General features: G+C 49.2%; 16 protein-coding genes and 2 pseudogenes. 6 read left to right on the top strand and 12 right to left on the bottom strand.

Annotation, left to right across the window (positions count from 1 at the left end; genetic code table 11):
- Positions 1-3: 3 nt before the first annotated feature.
- The 8 genes from LKD70_RS07680 to LKD70_RS07645 all read right to left on the bottom strand — a co-directional run bounded on the left by LKD70_RS07680 (position 4) and on the right by LKD70_RS07645 (position 9690).
- On the bottom strand, positions 4-2550 hold the full coding sequence (locus tag LKD70_RS07680; protein WP_227707449.1) for a ribonucleoside triphosphate reductase: 2547 nt from the start codon (positions 2548-2550) through the stop codon (positions 4-6).
- A 173-nt stretch (positions 2551-2723) separates the two neighbouring features.
- Positions 2724-3419, bottom strand: coding sequence for an anaerobic ribonucleoside-triphosphate reductase activating protein (locus tag LKD70_RS07675; RefSeq protein WP_227707448.1), 696 nt, complete (start codon positions 3417-3419; stop codon positions 2724-2726).
- Between the two features lie 87 nt (positions 3420-3506).
- Entirely contained in the window at positions 3507-4301 is a 795-nt protein-coding gene (gene proC / locus LKD70_RS07670) for a pyrroline-5-carboxylate reductase (protein ID WP_227707447.1), read from the bottom strand.
- Positions 4302-4401: 100 nt separating this feature from the next.
- Entirely contained in the window at positions 4402-4671 is a 270-nt protein-coding gene (locus LKD70_RS07665; protein ID WP_227707446.1) for an acylphosphatase, read from the bottom strand.
- A 152-nt stretch (positions 4672-4823) separates the two neighbouring features.
- Entirely contained in the window at positions 4824-5669 is an 846-nt protein-coding gene (locus LKD70_RS07660) for a class I fructose-bisphosphate aldolase (protein WP_227707445.1), read from the bottom strand.
- A gap of 86 nt (positions 5670-5755) precedes the next feature.
- A complete protein-coding gene (locus tag LKD70_RS07655) occupies positions 5756-7111 on the bottom strand; it encodes a GntP family permease (protein ID WP_227707444.1) in 1356 nt (451 codons plus the stop codon).
- Positions 7112-7299: 188 nt separating this feature from the next.
- Positions 7300-8811, bottom strand: coding sequence for an FGGY-family carbohydrate kinase (locus tag LKD70_RS07650; RefSeq protein WP_227707443.1), 1512 nt, complete (start codon positions 8809-8811; stop codon positions 7300-7302).
- A 21-nt stretch (positions 8812-8832) separates the two neighbouring features.
- Entirely contained in the window at positions 8833-9690 is an 858-nt protein-coding gene (locus tag LKD70_RS07645) for a MurR/RpiR family transcriptional regulator (protein ID WP_227707442.1), read from the bottom strand.
- A 382-nt stretch (positions 9691-10072) separates the two neighbouring features.
- Here LKD70_RS07645 and LKD70_RS07640 point away from each other — a divergent pair, with 382 nt between their 5' ends.
- The 5 genes from LKD70_RS07640 (at position 10073) to LKD70_RS07620 (ending at position 13632) form a co-directional block, all read left to right on the top strand.
- Positions 10073-10321 (top strand): TM1266 family iron-only hydrogenase system putative regulator, encoded by a 249-nt coding sequence (locus LKD70_RS07640; RefSeq protein ID WP_227707441.1) that lies wholly within the window; start codon positions 10073-10075, stop codon positions 10319-10321.
- Positions 10318-11388, top strand: coding sequence for a [FeFe] hydrogenase H-cluster radical SAM maturase HydE (hydE, locus tag LKD70_RS07635; protein WP_227707440.1), 1071 nt, complete (start codon positions 10318-10320; stop codon positions 11386-11388). The genes LKD70_RS07640 and hydE overlap by 4 nt, the downstream gene beginning before the upstream one ends.
- A gap of 89 nt (positions 11389-11477) precedes the next feature.
- On the top strand, positions 11478-12899 hold the full coding sequence (gene hydG / locus LKD70_RS07630) for a [FeFe] hydrogenase H-cluster radical SAM maturase HydG (RefSeq protein ID WP_227707439.1): 1422 nt from the start codon (positions 11478-11480) through the stop codon (positions 12897-12899).
- 148 nt (positions 12900-13047) lie between these two features.
- Positions 13048-13314 carry a type II toxin-antitoxin system prevent-host-death family antitoxin gene (locus LKD70_RS07625; protein ID WP_227707437.1) on the top strand — a complete coding sequence of 89 codons (267 nt, stop codon included), beginning with the start codon at positions 13048-13050 and terminating at the stop codon, positions 13312-13314.
- A 3-nt stretch (positions 13315-13317) separates the two neighbouring features.
- Complete coding sequence (locus LKD70_RS07620) at positions 13318-13632, top strand: type II toxin-antitoxin system RelE/ParE family toxin (protein WP_227707435.1); 315 nt, start codon at positions 13318-13320, stop codon at positions 13630-13632.
- A 3-nt stretch (positions 13633-13635) separates the two neighbouring features.
- Here LKD70_RS07620 and LKD70_RS18940 read toward each other — a convergent pair.
- The 4 genes and pseudogenes from LKD70_RS18940 to LKD70_RS07605 form a co-directional block, all read right to left on the bottom strand.
- A pseudogene (locus LKD70_RS18940) lies at positions 13636-13878 on the bottom strand (hypothetical protein); the annotation flags it as partial.
- Positions 13879-13914: 36 nt separating this feature from the next.
- On the bottom strand, positions 13915-14388 hold the full coding sequence (locus tag LKD70_RS07615; protein ID WP_227707434.1) for a carbohydrate kinase family protein: 474 nt from the start codon (positions 14386-14388) through the stop codon (positions 13915-13917).
- Positions 14339-14512, bottom strand: coding sequence for a hypothetical protein (locus LKD70_RS07610; RefSeq protein ID WP_227707432.1), 174 nt, complete (start codon positions 14510-14512; stop codon positions 14339-14341). Before LKD70_RS07610 ends, LKD70_RS07615 begins: the two co-directional genes overlap by 50 nt.
- Positions 14513-14514: 2 nt before the next feature.
- Positions 14515-15135, bottom strand: a complete 621-nt coding sequence (locus LKD70_RS07605; RefSeq protein WP_227707430.1) for a hypothetical protein — start codon at positions 15133-15135, stop codon at positions 14515-14517.
- A 19-nt stretch (positions 15136-15154) separates the two neighbouring features.
- Here LKD70_RS07605 and LKD70_RS18750 point away from each other — a divergent pair.
- A pseudogene (locus tag LKD70_RS18750) lies at positions 15155-15571 on the top strand (GntR family transcriptional regulator); the annotation flags it as partial.
- Between the last annotated feature and the right edge of the window lie 20 nt (positions 15572-15591).

Below are 15591 nucleotides of genomic sequence, written 5' to 3'. Positions count from 1 at the left end.
GTTTTACTCCTCCTCATGTTCTATATTTTGTGCATACTTTTTATTTTGTGTATACTCCTTATTTTTTGCATACTCTTTGATGTTGGACGCATTCGCAAGCTTTCTCACCGTGTCCCCGTTTATGACAATCAGTGTCGGCGCCTGCATGACTCCGTATTTCTCGACAAGCTCACGGTTTTCTTCCGCATCCACCGTCTCGTAGGAAATATGTGCCTTTTCCAGAGAATTTACAGCCACGCGGCAGTTCGGACATGTCTTCGTAGTAAAGAGGAATGTCCGGATCTTCTCTTCCGTTTCCTCTTCAGAATTCTGCACGCCGCCCGCCGATGTCCCGCCTGCGTCTCCGGCTGCCGAAGCCGGCAAAACCTCTGCACCTGCTGAAGCCTGCAAAACCTCTGTACCTGCTGAAGCCACCTCGGCTGCTGAATCTGCCGCATCCGCCGCATTCCGGGCCGTCCTGTTTCCCGGCCTCATTCCGGAATGCGCGATATCATAGACTTTTCTCTCTTTAAACTCCTGCGTTTTCCCATCGTTCCAGTTTTTCACCGGACGGTAATAGCCTGTAATCCTGCTGTAAACCTCTGTCTCTTCCCCGCAGTGCGGACACCGGTACTGCTCTCCTGAGAGATATCCGTGATTTTTACAGATCGAGTATGTCGGTGACATCGTATAATACGGCAGGCGGTAATTCTCCGCAATCTTCCTGACAAGAGCAGCCGCAGATTTCCAGTCGGGAAGTTTTTCCCCAAGGAAGGTATGGAAGACCGTTCCTGATGTATATAATGTCTGAAGCTCGTCCTGTATGTCAAGGGCCTCAAACACATCTTCTGTATATCCGACCGGAAGGTGGGAGCTGTTCGTGTAGTACGGCGTGCCGTTTTTCTCTGCCGCCGTTATGATATCCGGAAACTGCTCCACATCGTGTTTTGCCAGCCGGTAAGTCGTAGACTCTGCCGGAGTCGCCTCCAGATTGTAGAGATCGCCGTACATTTCCTGATAGTCAGACAGGCGTTCTCTCATGTGGTTCAGCACATCTTTCGTGAACTGCTGCGCTTCCTCATGGGTCAGATCCTGGCGGATCCATTTCGCATTGAGGCACGCCTCGTTCATGCCGATCAGTCCGATCGTGGAAAAATGGTTTTCAAATGTTCCGAGATATCTCTTCGTATACGGATAGAGCCCCTCATCCAGAAGTTTTGTGATCACAGTCCTCTTGATATGGAGCGATCTCGCCGAGATGTCCATCAGCCTGTCGAGTCTTCTGTAAAACTCTTCCTCATTCTCCGAAAGATAGGCAATCCTCGGCATATTGATGGTCACAACGCCCACAGATCCGGTACTCTCACCGCTGCCGAAAAATCCACCGGACTTCTTGCGCAGTTCCCGGAGATCAAGGCGCAGCCGGCAGCACATGCTCCGCACATCGCTCGGCTCCATGTCGCTGTTGATATAGTTTGAAAAATACGGCGTACCGTATTTTGCCGTCATCTCAAAGAGAAGTTTATTGTTCTCTGTCTCCGACCAGTCAAAGTCCTTCGTGATGGAATACGTCGGAATCGGATACTGGAAACCGCGCCCCTCCGCGTCGCCCTCGATCATCGTCTCGATAAACGCACGGTTAATCATATCCATTTCCGCTTTACAGTCTCCATAAGTAAAGTCCATCTCTTTTCCGCCTACGATCGCGGGAAGATTCTTCAGGTCATCCGGCACAGTCCAGTCAAGCGTAATATTGGAGAACGGCGCCTGCGTTCCCCACCGCGACGGAATGTTCACTCCGTAAATGAACGATTCGATACATTTCTTCACTTCCGGGTATGTCAGGTGATCCGTCTTTACAAACGGCGCAAGATACGTGTCAAAAGAGGAAAACGCCTGTGCGCCCGCCCACTCGTTCTGCATGATCCCGAGGAAATTCACCATCTGGTTGCAAAGTACGCTTAAATGTCTGGCCGGCGCAGATGTTATTCTTCCCGGAATTCCACCCAGCCCTTCCTGAATCAGCTGTTTTAACGACCACCCTGCACAGTAACCTGTGAGCATGGAGAGATCGTGGATATGAATGTCCGCATTTTTGTGCGCTTTTCCGATCTCATCATCATAGATCTCCGAGAGCCAGTAATTAGCTGTGATCGCACCGGAATTACTCAGGATAAGCCCGCCCACTGAATACGTGACTGTCGAGTTTTCTTTGACCCGCCAGTCCGTCACTTTCACGTAACTGTCCACAATCTCTTTATAGTCGAGAAGCGTAGAGTTCAGATTGCGGATTTTCTCCCTCTGTTTGCGGTACAGAATATAGCCTTTCGCCACATCGTCATACCCGGCCTGAATCAGCACGGACTCTGCGCTGTCCTGTATATCTTCCACGGAAATAAGGGCGTCTTTTATCTTCGGTTCAAAGTCAGCCGTCACTTTGAGCGCAAGCATATCGATAATATCCTGGTTATAATTTTTCTCCTGTGCCTCAAAAGCCTTGCGGATCGCCTCGCCGATTTTGGACAGATTAAACTGCACGATCTTTCCGTCTCTTTTCCTCACCTGATACATGTCTTCAAACCCCTTTCCTTCCTTTTCTGCTGATGCGAACGTCTGAATTCATTCTATCATTCTGCGGAAAATTCTGTCAATAGCAAAACACCAATATCTAGTTTTTATCTTCGCAAACCATCACTAGATATTGATGTCACTTTATCATTTCTTTTATGCCGAAAAGAGTGCTTTTACTCCATCCCGCGCAGCTCTGCAGACGGAATATATTTCTTCACAATTTCAAGCGCCTGTTCCATAATCTCCTTTGTGTAGGCGCGAAGCCCCGGGCTGATCAGATCGCCGGAGTCAACAAATCTCTGGAGATAGTAGTGCTCCGCTCCCGAAAGCCATCTCCCGATCTCCTCGAAATCTTCTCTTTTATGGAACTCTCTCACCACGGTTGTACGGAACTCATACGGAATGTTTCCCTGTATCAGGAATGAAGCACTTTCTTTTACATTTTCCATACCGTATCCTTCGATTCCTGCAGTCATCCCGTATTTCTCCGGAGAATTTTTAATATCCATAGCCACATAATCGAGCAGCCCCTGGCCCGCCAGATATTTAAGGCGCGCCGCATTGCTTCCGTTCGTATCCAGCTTGACAAGGTATCCCAGATCCTTTATTTTTCTCAGAAACTGTTCCAGATCCTGCGCCAGCAGGGGCTCTCCTCCCGTGACGCATACGCCGTCCAGAATCCCCTTACGCTTTTTGAGAAAGGCGAAAACTTCTTCCTCCGGGATATCATTCTCCGGGTCTACATGCGTCACAAGAAACGCATTATGACAGAACGGGCAGCGGAAATTGCAGCCCGCAGTAAATACCGTACACGCCACCCTGCCCGGATAGTCAAGCAGAGTAAGCTTCTGCAGCCCCTGTATATGCATGAATCTTCCTCCTTTTTCAGATCAGATGCGGGAACCGCCCGGCCTGTTCCGGCCTATACAGGCCTATACTGGCCCGTGCAGGCTGTTCTACAGATTTCTGGAAACATCCGCGCAGGCCTTCATCGCCTCGATTACTGCACTGCGGAATCCCTTTTCTTCAAGCACTCTGACAGCCTCTATGGTCGTACCTGCCGGAGAGCATACCATGTCCTTTAACTCAGCCGGATGCTTTCCTGTCTCAAGCACCATCTTCGCGCTTCCGTACACTGCCTGGGCCGCAAACTGATACGCCTGCTGCCGCGGCATTCCTTCTGCAACCGCCGCATCCGCCATGGCCTCAATGAACAGAAACACATAGGCAGGGGAACTTCCGCTCACCGCCACGACCGCGTCGATCAGATGCTCCGGAACAAACTCCACTTTTCCGAAGGCCCCGAGAAGTTCCAGCGCATATGCCCTGTTCTCCTCTGTCACATACTGGTTCGCGCAGGCCGCCGTCATTCCTTCTCCAACAAGAGCCGGAGTATTCGGCATGGTGCGGACGATGCGTACCGGTTTCCCAAACTGCTCCTCCAGCCATGACAGCGTTTTGCCCGGTGCGATTGTGATAACAAGCTGCTCCTCACTTATGCAGTCCCGGATCTGTGCAATCGCCTCCGCATAAAACTGGGGTTTCACAGAAAGAACAATCACTTCCGACTCTGCAGCCACCTTTCTGTTGTCGTCTGTCACACAGATTCCGTAGAGTTCTCTGACTTTCTCCCGGCCCGCCTCAGAAATATCTGATCCGATAATCTCCTCCGGCTTTATAATCCCTTTTCTGATGATTCCTCCCATAATGGCGCCTGCCATATTTCCTGTCCCGATAAATCCTAATTTCACAGCTGTCTTCCTCCTTCTGACTTTTCTACAGCTTCTGCAGTTGTATTCTTTTCTCAGTTCTCAGTTTTTTCCCACGATGTTCCAATCTGACATCTCACTGTTATCTCACTGTAAACCGGTCCTCTTCCCGCAGCGGAATCTCTTCTGTATCCATCCACTCAATGGTAATAAACCGGTCGTGGTTCAGCCTGACAAGCAGCTTGTCAATCAGTGCTTCTCTTCCCTGAACTTCCATTGTCACAGTGCCGTCCCACTCATTCCGGACCCAGCCGGAAAGCCCAAGTGACTGAGCCGCATATTTCGCTGTATACCGGAATCCGACGCCCTGGACACGACCGTGGAACACGATATGCTTTCTCACTTCTGACATATGCTTTTCCTCCAATTCACAGCTCTATTTTAGTCTGTTTGCAGAAGAAAATCAATGCGTTTAAGAGGGGGATGGGGGAAAGGAAGCTGTAAAAAGAATCGGATTAATTGAGGGGGATGCCGCACAAAGCAGCATCCCCCTTATTAGTCCGGTCAGAACTGATCATAATTTTTATCATTTTCAAGCTGAGCGAGCAGCTCTTTTGCCTCTTTCACACTGTAGCCTTCATGGATAATATAGCGCAGTGTAATAACGAGCGCTGTAACATCTCTGTAATCCCATACAAAACGTCCCATGGTCACTCCGCCGACTCCGCAGTCCATAGCGTCTCTCGTCATCTGAAGGTAATCATCCAGTGTATTGCACGCATCGCCGCCCTGGATAACGATTCGGAACGAGGACGGTACGCAGGATACCACCTTTGCCATGGAATCCGGATCGCCGGTATAGGTCGTCTTCACGATGTCCATACCGAGTTCACACGCGCTTCTCACACAATACGCGATATTTTCCCATGCTGTTCTGCCTTCCATTGACACGTTCTCTCCCTTGGGGTATACATGACCGATCAGAGGCATCCCCTTGCGCATGCACTCCTCAGCGATCATGCCGACTTTCTCAATCTGATCTCCCTGGAAGTCTCCCATCATGATCGCTCCCATGGAAACACCGTCCGCCCCCATACGAATCGCCTCATCTACTGTGCCAAAAACCACATCTCTGGTAGGATTTGCCGGAGCCGGATTGGAAATTTTCATAAGGATTGACGCCGGATCTCCTGCATGCTGCGGCATACAGCGCTCAGCGATTCCTTTTGTCATAGTGACCGCATCCGGTTTTCCAAGAAGTATTTTATCGATTGCAGACTGCACGTCCTGGATTCCCGTCATCCCGGCGATTCCTCTTGAGATCGCATGATCTACTGTAATCGCCATCATTTTGTTGCTCTTCGGATTCACCAGTCTGCTCATCCGTATTTCTTTTCCCAACATTGACATTTTAATGTTCCTCCTGAAATATATCTATAATTATCAAATGGTACAGGCTGTATCTTTGCCTGACACCCTGTGTCTGAATCCGCAGTTTATACCAGCGGCAGCACTGTCGCGCCGATCAGGCAGAGAATAAATGCCATTCCCATAAGTGTTACCGTGTTCAGCGTATATGTTTTCAGTCCGCCTGTCACGCTTGCGCCGGAAAGGTTTGTAACTACCCAGAAACCGGAGTCATTGACATGTCCGATAAAGTTTCCGCCGGCCAGAGCCGCGATAGCTATATATACCGGATGGCATCCGGCTGACGGCGCGACAGTCGCCATAATTGTCATTGCCGTAATGGACGCCACGGTTCCGGAACCCTGCGCAACTCTGAAGAGCACGCCGATCAGGAACGTTACACAGAGAATCAGGATTGTAGAGGACTGTCCTTCTGTAAGACCTCCAATCAGTACTTCTCCGATATTCGTTGCCTGGATAACTGAACCAAAAGCTCCGCCCGCACCGGTGATAAACACCACAATACCGGCCTGTTTCAGAGACTCGGAAACAGAATCTCCGATCGCCTGAAGGCCCATTTTCCTTGTAAGAAGCAGATACGCTGCGATCAGTCCAAGAAGGATCGCAATCGTCTTCTGGGACAGGAAGGATATAAAAGCAGGCGCGTCGTTTCCTGTCACAACCGGCCAGAAAGAACCGATCAGGATGCACAGTACCGGCAGAAGAATCGGAATAACAGCTGCCCACGGCGACGGAAGATCTTTTTCTTCCATCATGCCTTCCCCGCTCATGTCAAGAAGACCTGTCGTATCCTTTTCCGGATTCCAGAAGCCGGGACGATTCAGAAGTTTAAACCACACAAACATGGAAAACAGTGCGGAGATCAGACCTACAATCAAACCAAGTATGATGATATAGGAGAGATCAAAGCTCAGGATACTTGCAGAGGCAAGCGGGTTCGGTGTCGGCGGAACAAATGTCTGTGAGCTGACGCCTCCGATTGCGATCGCACCCGCAAAGTATGGAAGAGGTCTCTTCGTCTGTTTCGCGACAGCAATTCCAAGCGGAATCAGAATGACGAATGTTACGTCAAAAAATACGGGGATGGACAGCAGAAATGCCGTAAGTCCGAGCGCCCACGGAGCTTTGTTCCCGAGAAATACCTTAAGGATTGCCCTTGCAAGCGATTCTGCCGCACCGGAATCCTGAAGGATCTGTCCCATCATAATTCCAAGACCGATCGGCAGTCCCGTAGACGCCATCAGATTGCCGAATCCATTATTGATGGAATCTACAGTTGTGGTAAGCCCCAGCTGACAGGATATTCCCATATAAATGCTTGCCACAATCAGGGCAATCGTCGGATTTACTTTTACTTTCAGCACTAATATCAGTATAATCGCGATCGCGATTATGAGATTAATCGATAATCCTAATGCGCTCATAATGTATACCTCCAGATTTTTGCATACACTAAGAAAGCATCACAACTATCTCATCGCTTATGCCTGTTTAAATGGTAACAGCACAGCGGCTGAACTGATATATGAAATCATGGCAGCTCAGTCTGCGCTGTTCTCAAAATCTGTATTCAGTTGATAAAAAAAATTGACAAAATTTTCTACAGGACATATTATAATAATGTGCGACTGGAGATGTTATGGTTAACTTTCTTTAGTCCCTCATATATGTCCTGGTATTCGGATGCTCTTATCCCATATTCTTTCTGCATCCGGATATCAGGATAATATATTTTCTTGATATGTATCATCTTGTTTATCGCTTCATCAAAGCTTTTGTAATATCCCTTTGCCACTGCTCCTATAATGGCCGCGCCCAGCGACGCTGCTTCGTCCGTCTCCAGAGTGACAATCTTTTTATTGAAGATATCCGCTTTGATCTGAACCCACTTCGGGGTTTTTGCTCCGCCGCCGATCATCCGGATCTCATCGATCTTACAGTTCGTGGCGTTTTCCACTGCTTCTAGATTCAGCTTCATCTCATATGCAAGTGAATCGAGCACTGCTCTTGTAATGTCCTTCTTCGTATGGCACACCCTAAGTCCTACAATCGCGGCAAGCGACTCCGGGTCATTGTACGGCGTTCCCGCGCCTTCCAGATGAGGCAGTACATAGATATCCGACGGTGTATCAGGACACTCTTCTATCATCTGAGTGTAAATATCTCTTCCGTTTTCTGCCCTTCTGTCATACAGTACGTTTTTGTACCATTTGAGAAACAGCCCGCCATTTGTATTGATGGCCATTGTGATGTAGTTTGACGTGTCTGCATGCCGGTAGCATGTAAGACTGTATTTTTGCATCTTATCGCTTAACACCATTCCCGGCAGTACTGTAACCATGGCATCAACCGTGCCGCACGCATCCATCAGCATCCCGGGCTTCACCACACCGCTTCCGATCGCTCCGCACGCCTGATCATGGCCTCCGATCACGACCTCGCATGTCTCATCCAGCTTCAGTTTCTGTCTGAGCTCTGTCCGGATTTTTCCGACCACTGTTACAGACGGAACAGGGGACGACAGTTTTCCGATATCAATTCCTGCAATGCCGAGCACTTTTTCATCCCACACCGGTTCCTTCACCGAGAACATCATCGTTCTCCCTGCAATGGAGTAGTCGGTGTAAGGCCCCTCCCCTGTCAGCATATACGCAGCATAGTCCTGAACACAGCAGAATTTCCATGCCCTGTTGTAGATCTCAGGCTGATTCTGCTTATGCCACATAATTTTGTTCAGCGTATAAATCGATCCGAACGTGTTTCCCGTCCTGCCGTATATTTCCTTCTCGTCATAATTTTCCTTCCAGAACATATACTGCGGAATGGTACGATTGTCCATCGTCACGATAATGTTGTAGAGCGGCTTCCCGTTCTCATCAATGGGGAGCACCGCCTGCGCCTGCGAAGAAATCGCAACCGCTGTGATCCTCTGCCCGGAATCTTCCGACGCCTCGCGGATCACCTGATACAGTTTGTCCAGATAGTCTTCCGGGTCAAGTTCCGACCACCCGGCCTTCGGAGTCACCAGTTCGCACTCGCGCCTCGCACATGCAAGAGTTCTGCCGACTTCATCATACACTGCTGCTTTGACACTTGAAGTTCCCAGATCAATCCCGCAAAACATTCTCTTCTCCCATCTCCTTTCTCAGATTTTCGTGGAGTCGAGAGCATTTCTCGTCTTTACAATATTCTCGTAAGATTCGTCATAGTTGTTAAATGCAACGCCCACATAAAGCATGTCGATAATCGACAGTTCCGCAATCCTGGACGACAGCGCGTCACTGTTGAACGCCGTCTCGCTTGACGATGTAGGAAGCACTACGTCCGCAATCTCGGTGATCGGGGACTTTCCGTAATTCGTAATCGCGATCGTCTTCGCTCCTGCCTGTTTCGCATTCTCAAGCGCATTGAGAATATCGTTGGATGCCCCGGAATGAGAAATAGCAATCACCACATCCCGTTCTGAAAGAACCGAAGCGGTCATGGCCTGCATATTGCTGTCCGTAAATGCCAGAGCCAAATAACCGATCTTGATAAACTTGTGCTGGCCGTCAAGGGCAATGCTTCCCGATCCTCCGATTCCGAAAAACAGAAGATGATCGCTGTTCTGAATCATCCTTACCGCTTTCTCTATCTCACCGCGGTCCAGAATTTCAGACGTCGCCTTTAACGACTGCACATGCGATTCCACGATCTTATCCACAATCGTCGGCAGCGTATCGGTCTTGGACATCCTGCTGTAAATCTGATGTTCCGGATTGATCGCCTCCTGCGCAATACTGATCTTCATCGCCTGATAGCCTTTATAGCCGAGTTTCTGTGCGAATCTCACGATCGCAGCCTTGCTTACCTGACACGCTTCCGCAGCCTCATCAATCGACATGTGAATGATCTCTTTTCTGCTCGTTTCAATGAACTCATAGATCTTTTTCTCATTCTTTTTTGTAAGGCCCGCCTTTACGCCCTGAAGCCTTGCCTGGTAACCTGCATTTGACTGAGTCATGTCTTCTCTCCTCCTATGACCGCATTATATAACATTTGAAATAAAGATTCAATATATTTTTGTAATTTTGAAATAAATATTCATTTTTCTTTCAGCGATGTGCCATATTGTAGAAAAATCCCCCGTGTGGTATACTCAAAAAAGACATTCCGTACTGACTGCAAAGGGATTCCCGGCACAGGGATTCTTCTGAGCAATAAGGCGCAAATCATACCGAAAACAGCAGGAGGTATCCCTCGGTATCCCTCCTGTATTCCGTCATACCTGCGCCCCTTTGGATCAGCACAGGTTCTTTTTTTCAGAAACTTCATAAGCCTTTCCCTTTCCGGAAAGCTTCCCGTACTGACCGCCGCGGAATGAATACAGATATGGAGGATTCAGGATGGAGACACGAATCGCGCTCATCGGCATTATTCTGGAAAACCGGGATTCCGTCGACGAGCTGAACCATCTGCTGAGTGAATATGGAGAGTACGTCATCGGCAGAATGGGAATCCCTTACCGGGAAAAGGGCATCCACGTCATCAGCGTCGCTCTGGATGCGCCAAATAACGTCATCAGTGCACTGTCAGGCAAACTGGGGATGCTGCCGGGCGTGAGCACAAAGACGATTTACGGGAAAAATATATGACAGCCGGTACGCACAGGGCGGAATCAGGCAGAGAACTGATCGACAGACTGGAGCAGACCCGTGGGCTCACACGCGAGGAATGGATCACACTCATATCCGGACGCACGCCGGAAACAGCGGAGTACCTCTTTGAGCGTGCCCGGGAAGTCCGCATCCGGCACTACGGGCATGACGTCTATATCCGCGGCCTGATCGAATTTACAAACTATTGTAAAAACGACTGCTATTACTGCGGCATCCGCAAAAGCAACGCAAACGCCAGCCGCTACCGGCTTACAGAGGAAGATATTCTCTCCTGCTGTGAACTCGGATACGGGCTCGGCTTCCGGACATTTGTCCTGCAGGGCGGCGAGGACGGATGGTTCACGGACGACCGTATGGCGCACATTGTTTCTTCGATCAAAGAAAAATGGCCTGACTGCGCCGTTACACTCTCCATCGGCGAACGCCCGCGCGCGAGCTATCAGAGGTTCTACGATGCAGGAGCGGACCGTTATCTGCTCCGCCACGAGACTTTTGATCACAGCCATTACCGGATGCTTCACCCGGAATCATTGAGCGCCGAGTACCGCCAGAAATGCCTGTGGAATTTAAAGGAAATCGGTTATCAGGTCGGAACCGGGTTCATGGTCGGCTCTCCGTACCAGACTCCGGAAAATCTGGCCGACGACATGCTGTTTCTGAAAAAACTGAATCCCCAGATGGTGGGAATCGGGCCTTTTGTTCCTCACCATGACACACCCTTTGCCGGACAGCCGGGCGGCACTGTGGAACTGACCATCTTCATGCTTGGACTGATCCGTCTGCTTCTGCCGAAAGTCCTGCTGCCCTCGACGACCGCTCTCGGAACCATAGCACCGGACGGAAGGGAAAAGGGTATCCTGGCCGGAGCAAACGTCGTCATGCCGAATCTCTCTCCCGCCCAGGTGCGAGAAAAATATCTGCTCTACGACAACAAGCTCTGTACCGGAGATGAAGCTGCGGAGAGCCTGCGAAGCCTCGATGAGAGGATGAAGGCGATCGGGTATCACATCACCGTGTCCCGGGGCGACTCACTGAATATGTAAAAACGCCATACCGAAAAGTTCCCGGACTGAGAAATTGCCGGAAAGAATATGGAAGAATATGAAACAATACCAGAAGGAGGAATATACCAATGTATGATGTAAATTCAAAATGCGCAGATGATTTTATCAACCACGAAGAAATTCTCGAAACTCTTGCCTACGCAGATGAGAACAAGGAAAATGTAGAGCTGATTGACTCGATTATCGAGAAGGCGAAAAAGAGAAAAGGGCTCTCCCACAGAGAGGCATCCGTACTTCTCGCCTGTCCCATCGAGGAGAAAAATGAGGAAATCTATAAGCTGGCAGAGCAGATCAAAAAGGACTTCTACGGAAACCGCATCGTCATGTTTGCACCGCTGTATCTGTCCAATTACTGCATCAACGGATGTACCTACTGTCCCTACCACGCGAAGAACAAACACATTCCGAGGAAACAGCTCTCCCAGGAAGAGATCAAACGGGAAGTTATCGCGCTCCAGGATATGGGACACAAGCGTCTCGCCCTGGAGGCCGGGGAAGATCCGGTTCGCAACACAATGGATTACTACCTGGAATCCATCAAAACGATTTACAGCATCAAGCACAAAAACGGAGCGATCCGCCGTGTGAACATCAATATCGCAGCTACGACCGTGGACAATTACCGTCTTCTGAAAGAAGCCGGAATCGGCACATACATTCTCTTCCAGGAAACGTACCACAAAGAGAGCTATCTCGAGCTCCATCCGACCGGACCGAAGCACGACTACAACTACCACACGGAGGCAATGGACCGTGCGATGGAAGGCGGCATCGATGACGTGGGCCTCGGCGTTCTCTTCGGGCTCGACAAATACCGCTACGAGTTTGCCGGACTCCTCATGCACGCAGAGCATCTGGAGGCAGCATTCGGCGTCGGCCCGCACACGATAAGCGTTCCCCGCTTAAAGCACGCAGACGACATCAATCCGGACGATTTCGACAACGGCATCGACGATGATACATTTGCAAAGATCGTAGCATGTATCCGCATCGCTGTTCCGTACACCGGAATGATCATCTCCACAAGAGAGAATCAGAAGACAAGAGAGCGTGTTCTTCATCTCGGCATCTCCCAGATCAGCGGCGGCTCCCGCACAAGCGTGGGCGGCTACTATGAGCCGGAACCGGAGGATGCAAGCTCCGAGCAGTTTGACGTGAGCGACAACCGGACACTGGATGAAGTCGTGCGCTGGCTTATGGAGATGGATTATATCCCCAGTTTCTGTACCGCATGTTACCGTGAAGGCCGCACCGGCGACCGCTTCATGTCACTTTGCAAGAGCGGACAGATCCAGAACTGCTGCCACCCGAACGCCCTGATGACACTGAAAGAATATCTCATGGATTACGCGTCTCCCGAGACAAAGGCAATCGGCGACAAGCTGATTGACCGCGAAGTGCTGAACGTGCCGAATGAAAAAGCACGTGCCGTTGTGCTGGAGAATTTAAGGCTGATTGAACAGGATAACCGGAGGGATTTCCGATTTTAAGGGGGCTTCCGATAAGGGGGCTTCCCGGGTTCTTTCTGAATTTTAGGTATAGCCAATAAGATGTTTTCTGCGCATATTGATTCGGTAGCATAATATAAATATAATGTAGTTAGAATACTGCTACCAAATACAAGTGGGAGGTGTGGCTATGAATATTCGTCCATCCGCAGCAATCCGTCAAAATTACAACGAGATTGCAGAAATGTGCAGAAAGACTGCAGAGCCGGTATTCCTTACCAAGAATGGCGAGGGAGATTTAGTCGTTATGGATATTGAAACCTACAACCGCAGAGAGAAGATGCTGAACCTCCGTGAGGAACTGCTTGCGGTTGAGGAGGACAGAATAGCGGGAAGGACTGGCTGTACGCTTGAAGAGCTGGACGCTTATCTTGATGAAATGATTGCAGAGGTATAGCGTATGGTATCAAACAGCAAGTACAAAGTCATTGTTTCCGACAGGGAAAAAAGAATGTTAGGGACGCACATCCGCTTTATGGCGCAGGTCAATAAAGAGGCAGCGGCGGCAAAGAAAAAGGAGATTATGACAGCGATGCGTTCTTTAAGGCAGATGCCGCAGCGTTTTCCTTACTTTGAGGAAATGTATATCACACCGAACAAATATCACAAGATGTTCATTGAGAAGTGGTATCTTGTCCTTTATCAAATCCAGGATGATACGGTCTATGTAGAATATATCCTTGACTGCCGCAAGGATTACAGTTGGCTTATATAGCACAAATACCCAAATATAAGAAAAGATCCGAGGTGTCGCCTGATTTTTCTTTATCTTTCCATAAGTTTGATAAAGATCGCTGAGTTCCATTCCCTCCACAAATGCACTCAGAAGACGAACCGGATCATCTGCCGGAATCAAAATTTCCACATCCAGCGGAAGTTTGATTTGATAGTACAGAGAAGATAGAGTATAATCTTTCTGTAAGAGTTTATTTAGTGCGACAGCCCCATACCCAAAATTCATAAAGAACCGTTTCCCGGCCAGGTCCTTTTCCACTTATCACGCAAGGCGCTGTCTCAAAAGTTCAAGAGCCTGCGCTCTTGTATCTGCCGTGAACTTCGGATACGGACCATACTGCAGCAGATTATACGCGGCGGAAATATTACCGTTCACCGCCGCTTCTCCTGGCGCTTTCCCCTCGCAGTATCCATACATCGCCGCAGCAGTAGAGCAGTTGCCGCACCCTGTCGGGTCTTCCACATCTCCGATGGTAACACTGGCTGCAAAATGGCTTTTATTATCACAGAGAAAGTATGATCCTTTTTCTCCCACTCTGAAAAAGCACGGAACACCAAATTGCAGAATTTTCTCAATTGCTTCCTCTTCACTCTTCGCATCGAACAGACTCATTGATTCCGGCAGATTAATGGAAAAAAGTCCTGCTTTTTGAATCGTCTTAAGAGTCTGTTCTCTCCTGTCCGCTTCAATCGCCGATGCCGTAGGGATCTCCCACATTGGAAATATAGAGTACATCGTCATCCCACAGTTTGATGCCCGCCATACAGAACACAACACCGCCCATATGGTATTTGTCAGTTGTCCCGTCAGCATAAACGATATCGTTCATGATAGTCGGGCCGTAAACGAGATATTTCATAGTCAGAATTCCCCTTCTTTAATTCCAAGAAATGCAAGCTGATTATCCAGCATTTCTTTCATTTCCTGTTCCGGAAGGATTCCTGTACCGAGCGGAACGTGTGAATCATAGTAATCAAGCACCATCTGCCAGCCATAGTAAAAGCGCTCTTCGACCGTCTCCATGGCCTCCATCTTCTCAAGGAACGGGGCTCCGAGAATGCCGTTGCGGAAATATTCTACCGTCTTCATCTTACAGTCAGACAGATACACGGAACCGATCCTGCCCTGGAGATCCGGTGCCAGAAGATTATGTGCAACCCATTCCATTGCAAGCTTCTGCGGATTATGCCCGTAAGAAGCTTCAAGCCATGCCATGTCGGGCGTAATCTCTGCTTCCGGCAGGAAGAAACGTCCGTCCCCGGTGACTTCACTGCACCCGAGTGCGTGAAGGATATGATTGATCTCCCAGCCGATTTTCAGCTTATTGCGCGGATCATATACCTGGGAAAACACAAACCTGTAGTCATCGGCGACCTGTACGCCGTGCTCCAGTCCCCAGCCTGCATTCTCAAGCTCAATATTGGGAGACTCGTCTGTCAGAAGCCCTCTGTCTTCCAGCTCACACAGAAGCTGCTGCGTCATATAAACCATGGCCTGACGTATGATTCATGCAAATACGGTTCCTTATACACATGTCATAAGCAAATCCGAAGTCATGATTACTCAGGAACTCAAAAAGACATTTCAAATGTCGGAGCCTGCTGGAAGCTCTATTATGAAGCTTGTCAGGCTGCGAAGCCTCGATGAGGAACCGGTAATTGTCGAGACAGACTATCTGCCAGACCAGCTCCGACTCATTATGGAAATGGATCTTGAGAACAAATCTCTCTATGGACTGATATATGAAAAAATGGGGATTAAACCTGCAAATATCAGCGACCGCTTCCATATTGTCAGGGCAACGGCCGCTCTGGCAGAATATCTGAACGTTCCGAAAAATCATCCCCTGCTCAGTGTCACTCAGAACGTACTTGATGAACAGGGGAATGTGATTTATTACAATGAACAGATTATAAAGACCGAATCTTACGAATATGC

This window comes from Ruminococcus turbiniformis, assembly GCF_020687545.1.
Lineage (GTDB): Bacteria > Bacillota > Clostridia > Lachnospirales > Lachnospiraceae > Mediterraneibacter > Mediterraneibacter turbiniformis.
This window is presented reverse-complemented; position numbering and strand designations above follow the sequence as displayed.

Coding starts and splice junctions, on each gene's coding strand:
- LKD70_RS07680 (WP_227707449.1), bottom strand. CDS start 2,550: ATGTATCAGGTGAGGAAAAGAGACGGAAAGATCGTGCAGTTTAATCTG.
- LKD70_RS07625 (WP_227707437.1), top strand. CDS start 13,048: ATGAATATTCGTCCATCCGCAGCAATCCGTCAAAATTACAACGAGATT.
- LKD70_RS07675 (WP_227707448.1), bottom strand. CDS start 3,419: ATGCATATACAGGGGCTGCAGAAGCTTACTCTGCTTGACTATCCGGGC.
- LKD70_RS07665 (WP_227707446.1), bottom strand. CDS start 4,671: ATGTCAGAAGTGAGAAAGCATATCGTGTTCCACGGTCGTGTCCAGGGC.
- LKD70_RS07655 (WP_227707444.1), bottom strand. CDS start 7,111: ATGAGCGCATTAGGATTATCGATTAATCTCATAATCGCGATCGCGATT.
- LKD70_RS07610 (WP_227707432.1), bottom strand. CDS start 14,512: ATGAAATATCTCGTTTACGGCCCGACTATCATGAACGATATCGTTTAT.
- LKD70_RS07620 (WP_227707435.1), top strand. CDS start 13,318: ATGGTATCAAACAGCAAGTACAAAGTCATTGTTTCCGACAGGGAAAAA.
- LKD70_RS07660 (WP_227707445.1), bottom strand. CDS start 5,669: ATGTCAATGTTGGGAAAAGAAATACGGATGAGCAGACTGGTGAATCCG.
- hydE (WP_227707440.1), top strand. CDS start 10,318: ATGACAGCCGGTACGCACAGGGCGGAATCAGGCAGAGAACTGATCGAC.
- hydG (WP_227707439.1), top strand. CDS start 11,478: ATGTATGATGTAAATTCAAAATGCGCAGATGATTTTATCAACCACGAA.
- LKD70_RS07605 (WP_227707430.1), bottom strand. CDS start 15,135: ATGACGCAGCAGCTTCTGTGTGAGCTGGAAGACAGAGGGCTTCTGACA.
- LKD70_RS07650 (WP_227707443.1), bottom strand. CDS start 8,811: ATGTTTTGCGGGATTGATCTGGGAACTTCAAGTGTCAAAGCAGCAGTG.
- LKD70_RS07615 (WP_227707434.1), bottom strand. CDS start 14,388: ATGTACTCTATATTTCCAATGTGGGAGATCCCTACGGCATCGGCGATT.
- LKD70_RS07640 (WP_227707441.1), top strand. CDS start 10,073: ATGGAGACACGAATCGCGCTCATCGGCATTATTCTGGAAAACCGGGAT.
- LKD70_RS07645 (WP_227707442.1), bottom strand. CDS start 9,690: ATGACTCAGTCAAATGCAGGTTACCAGGCAAGGCTTCAGGGCGTAAAG.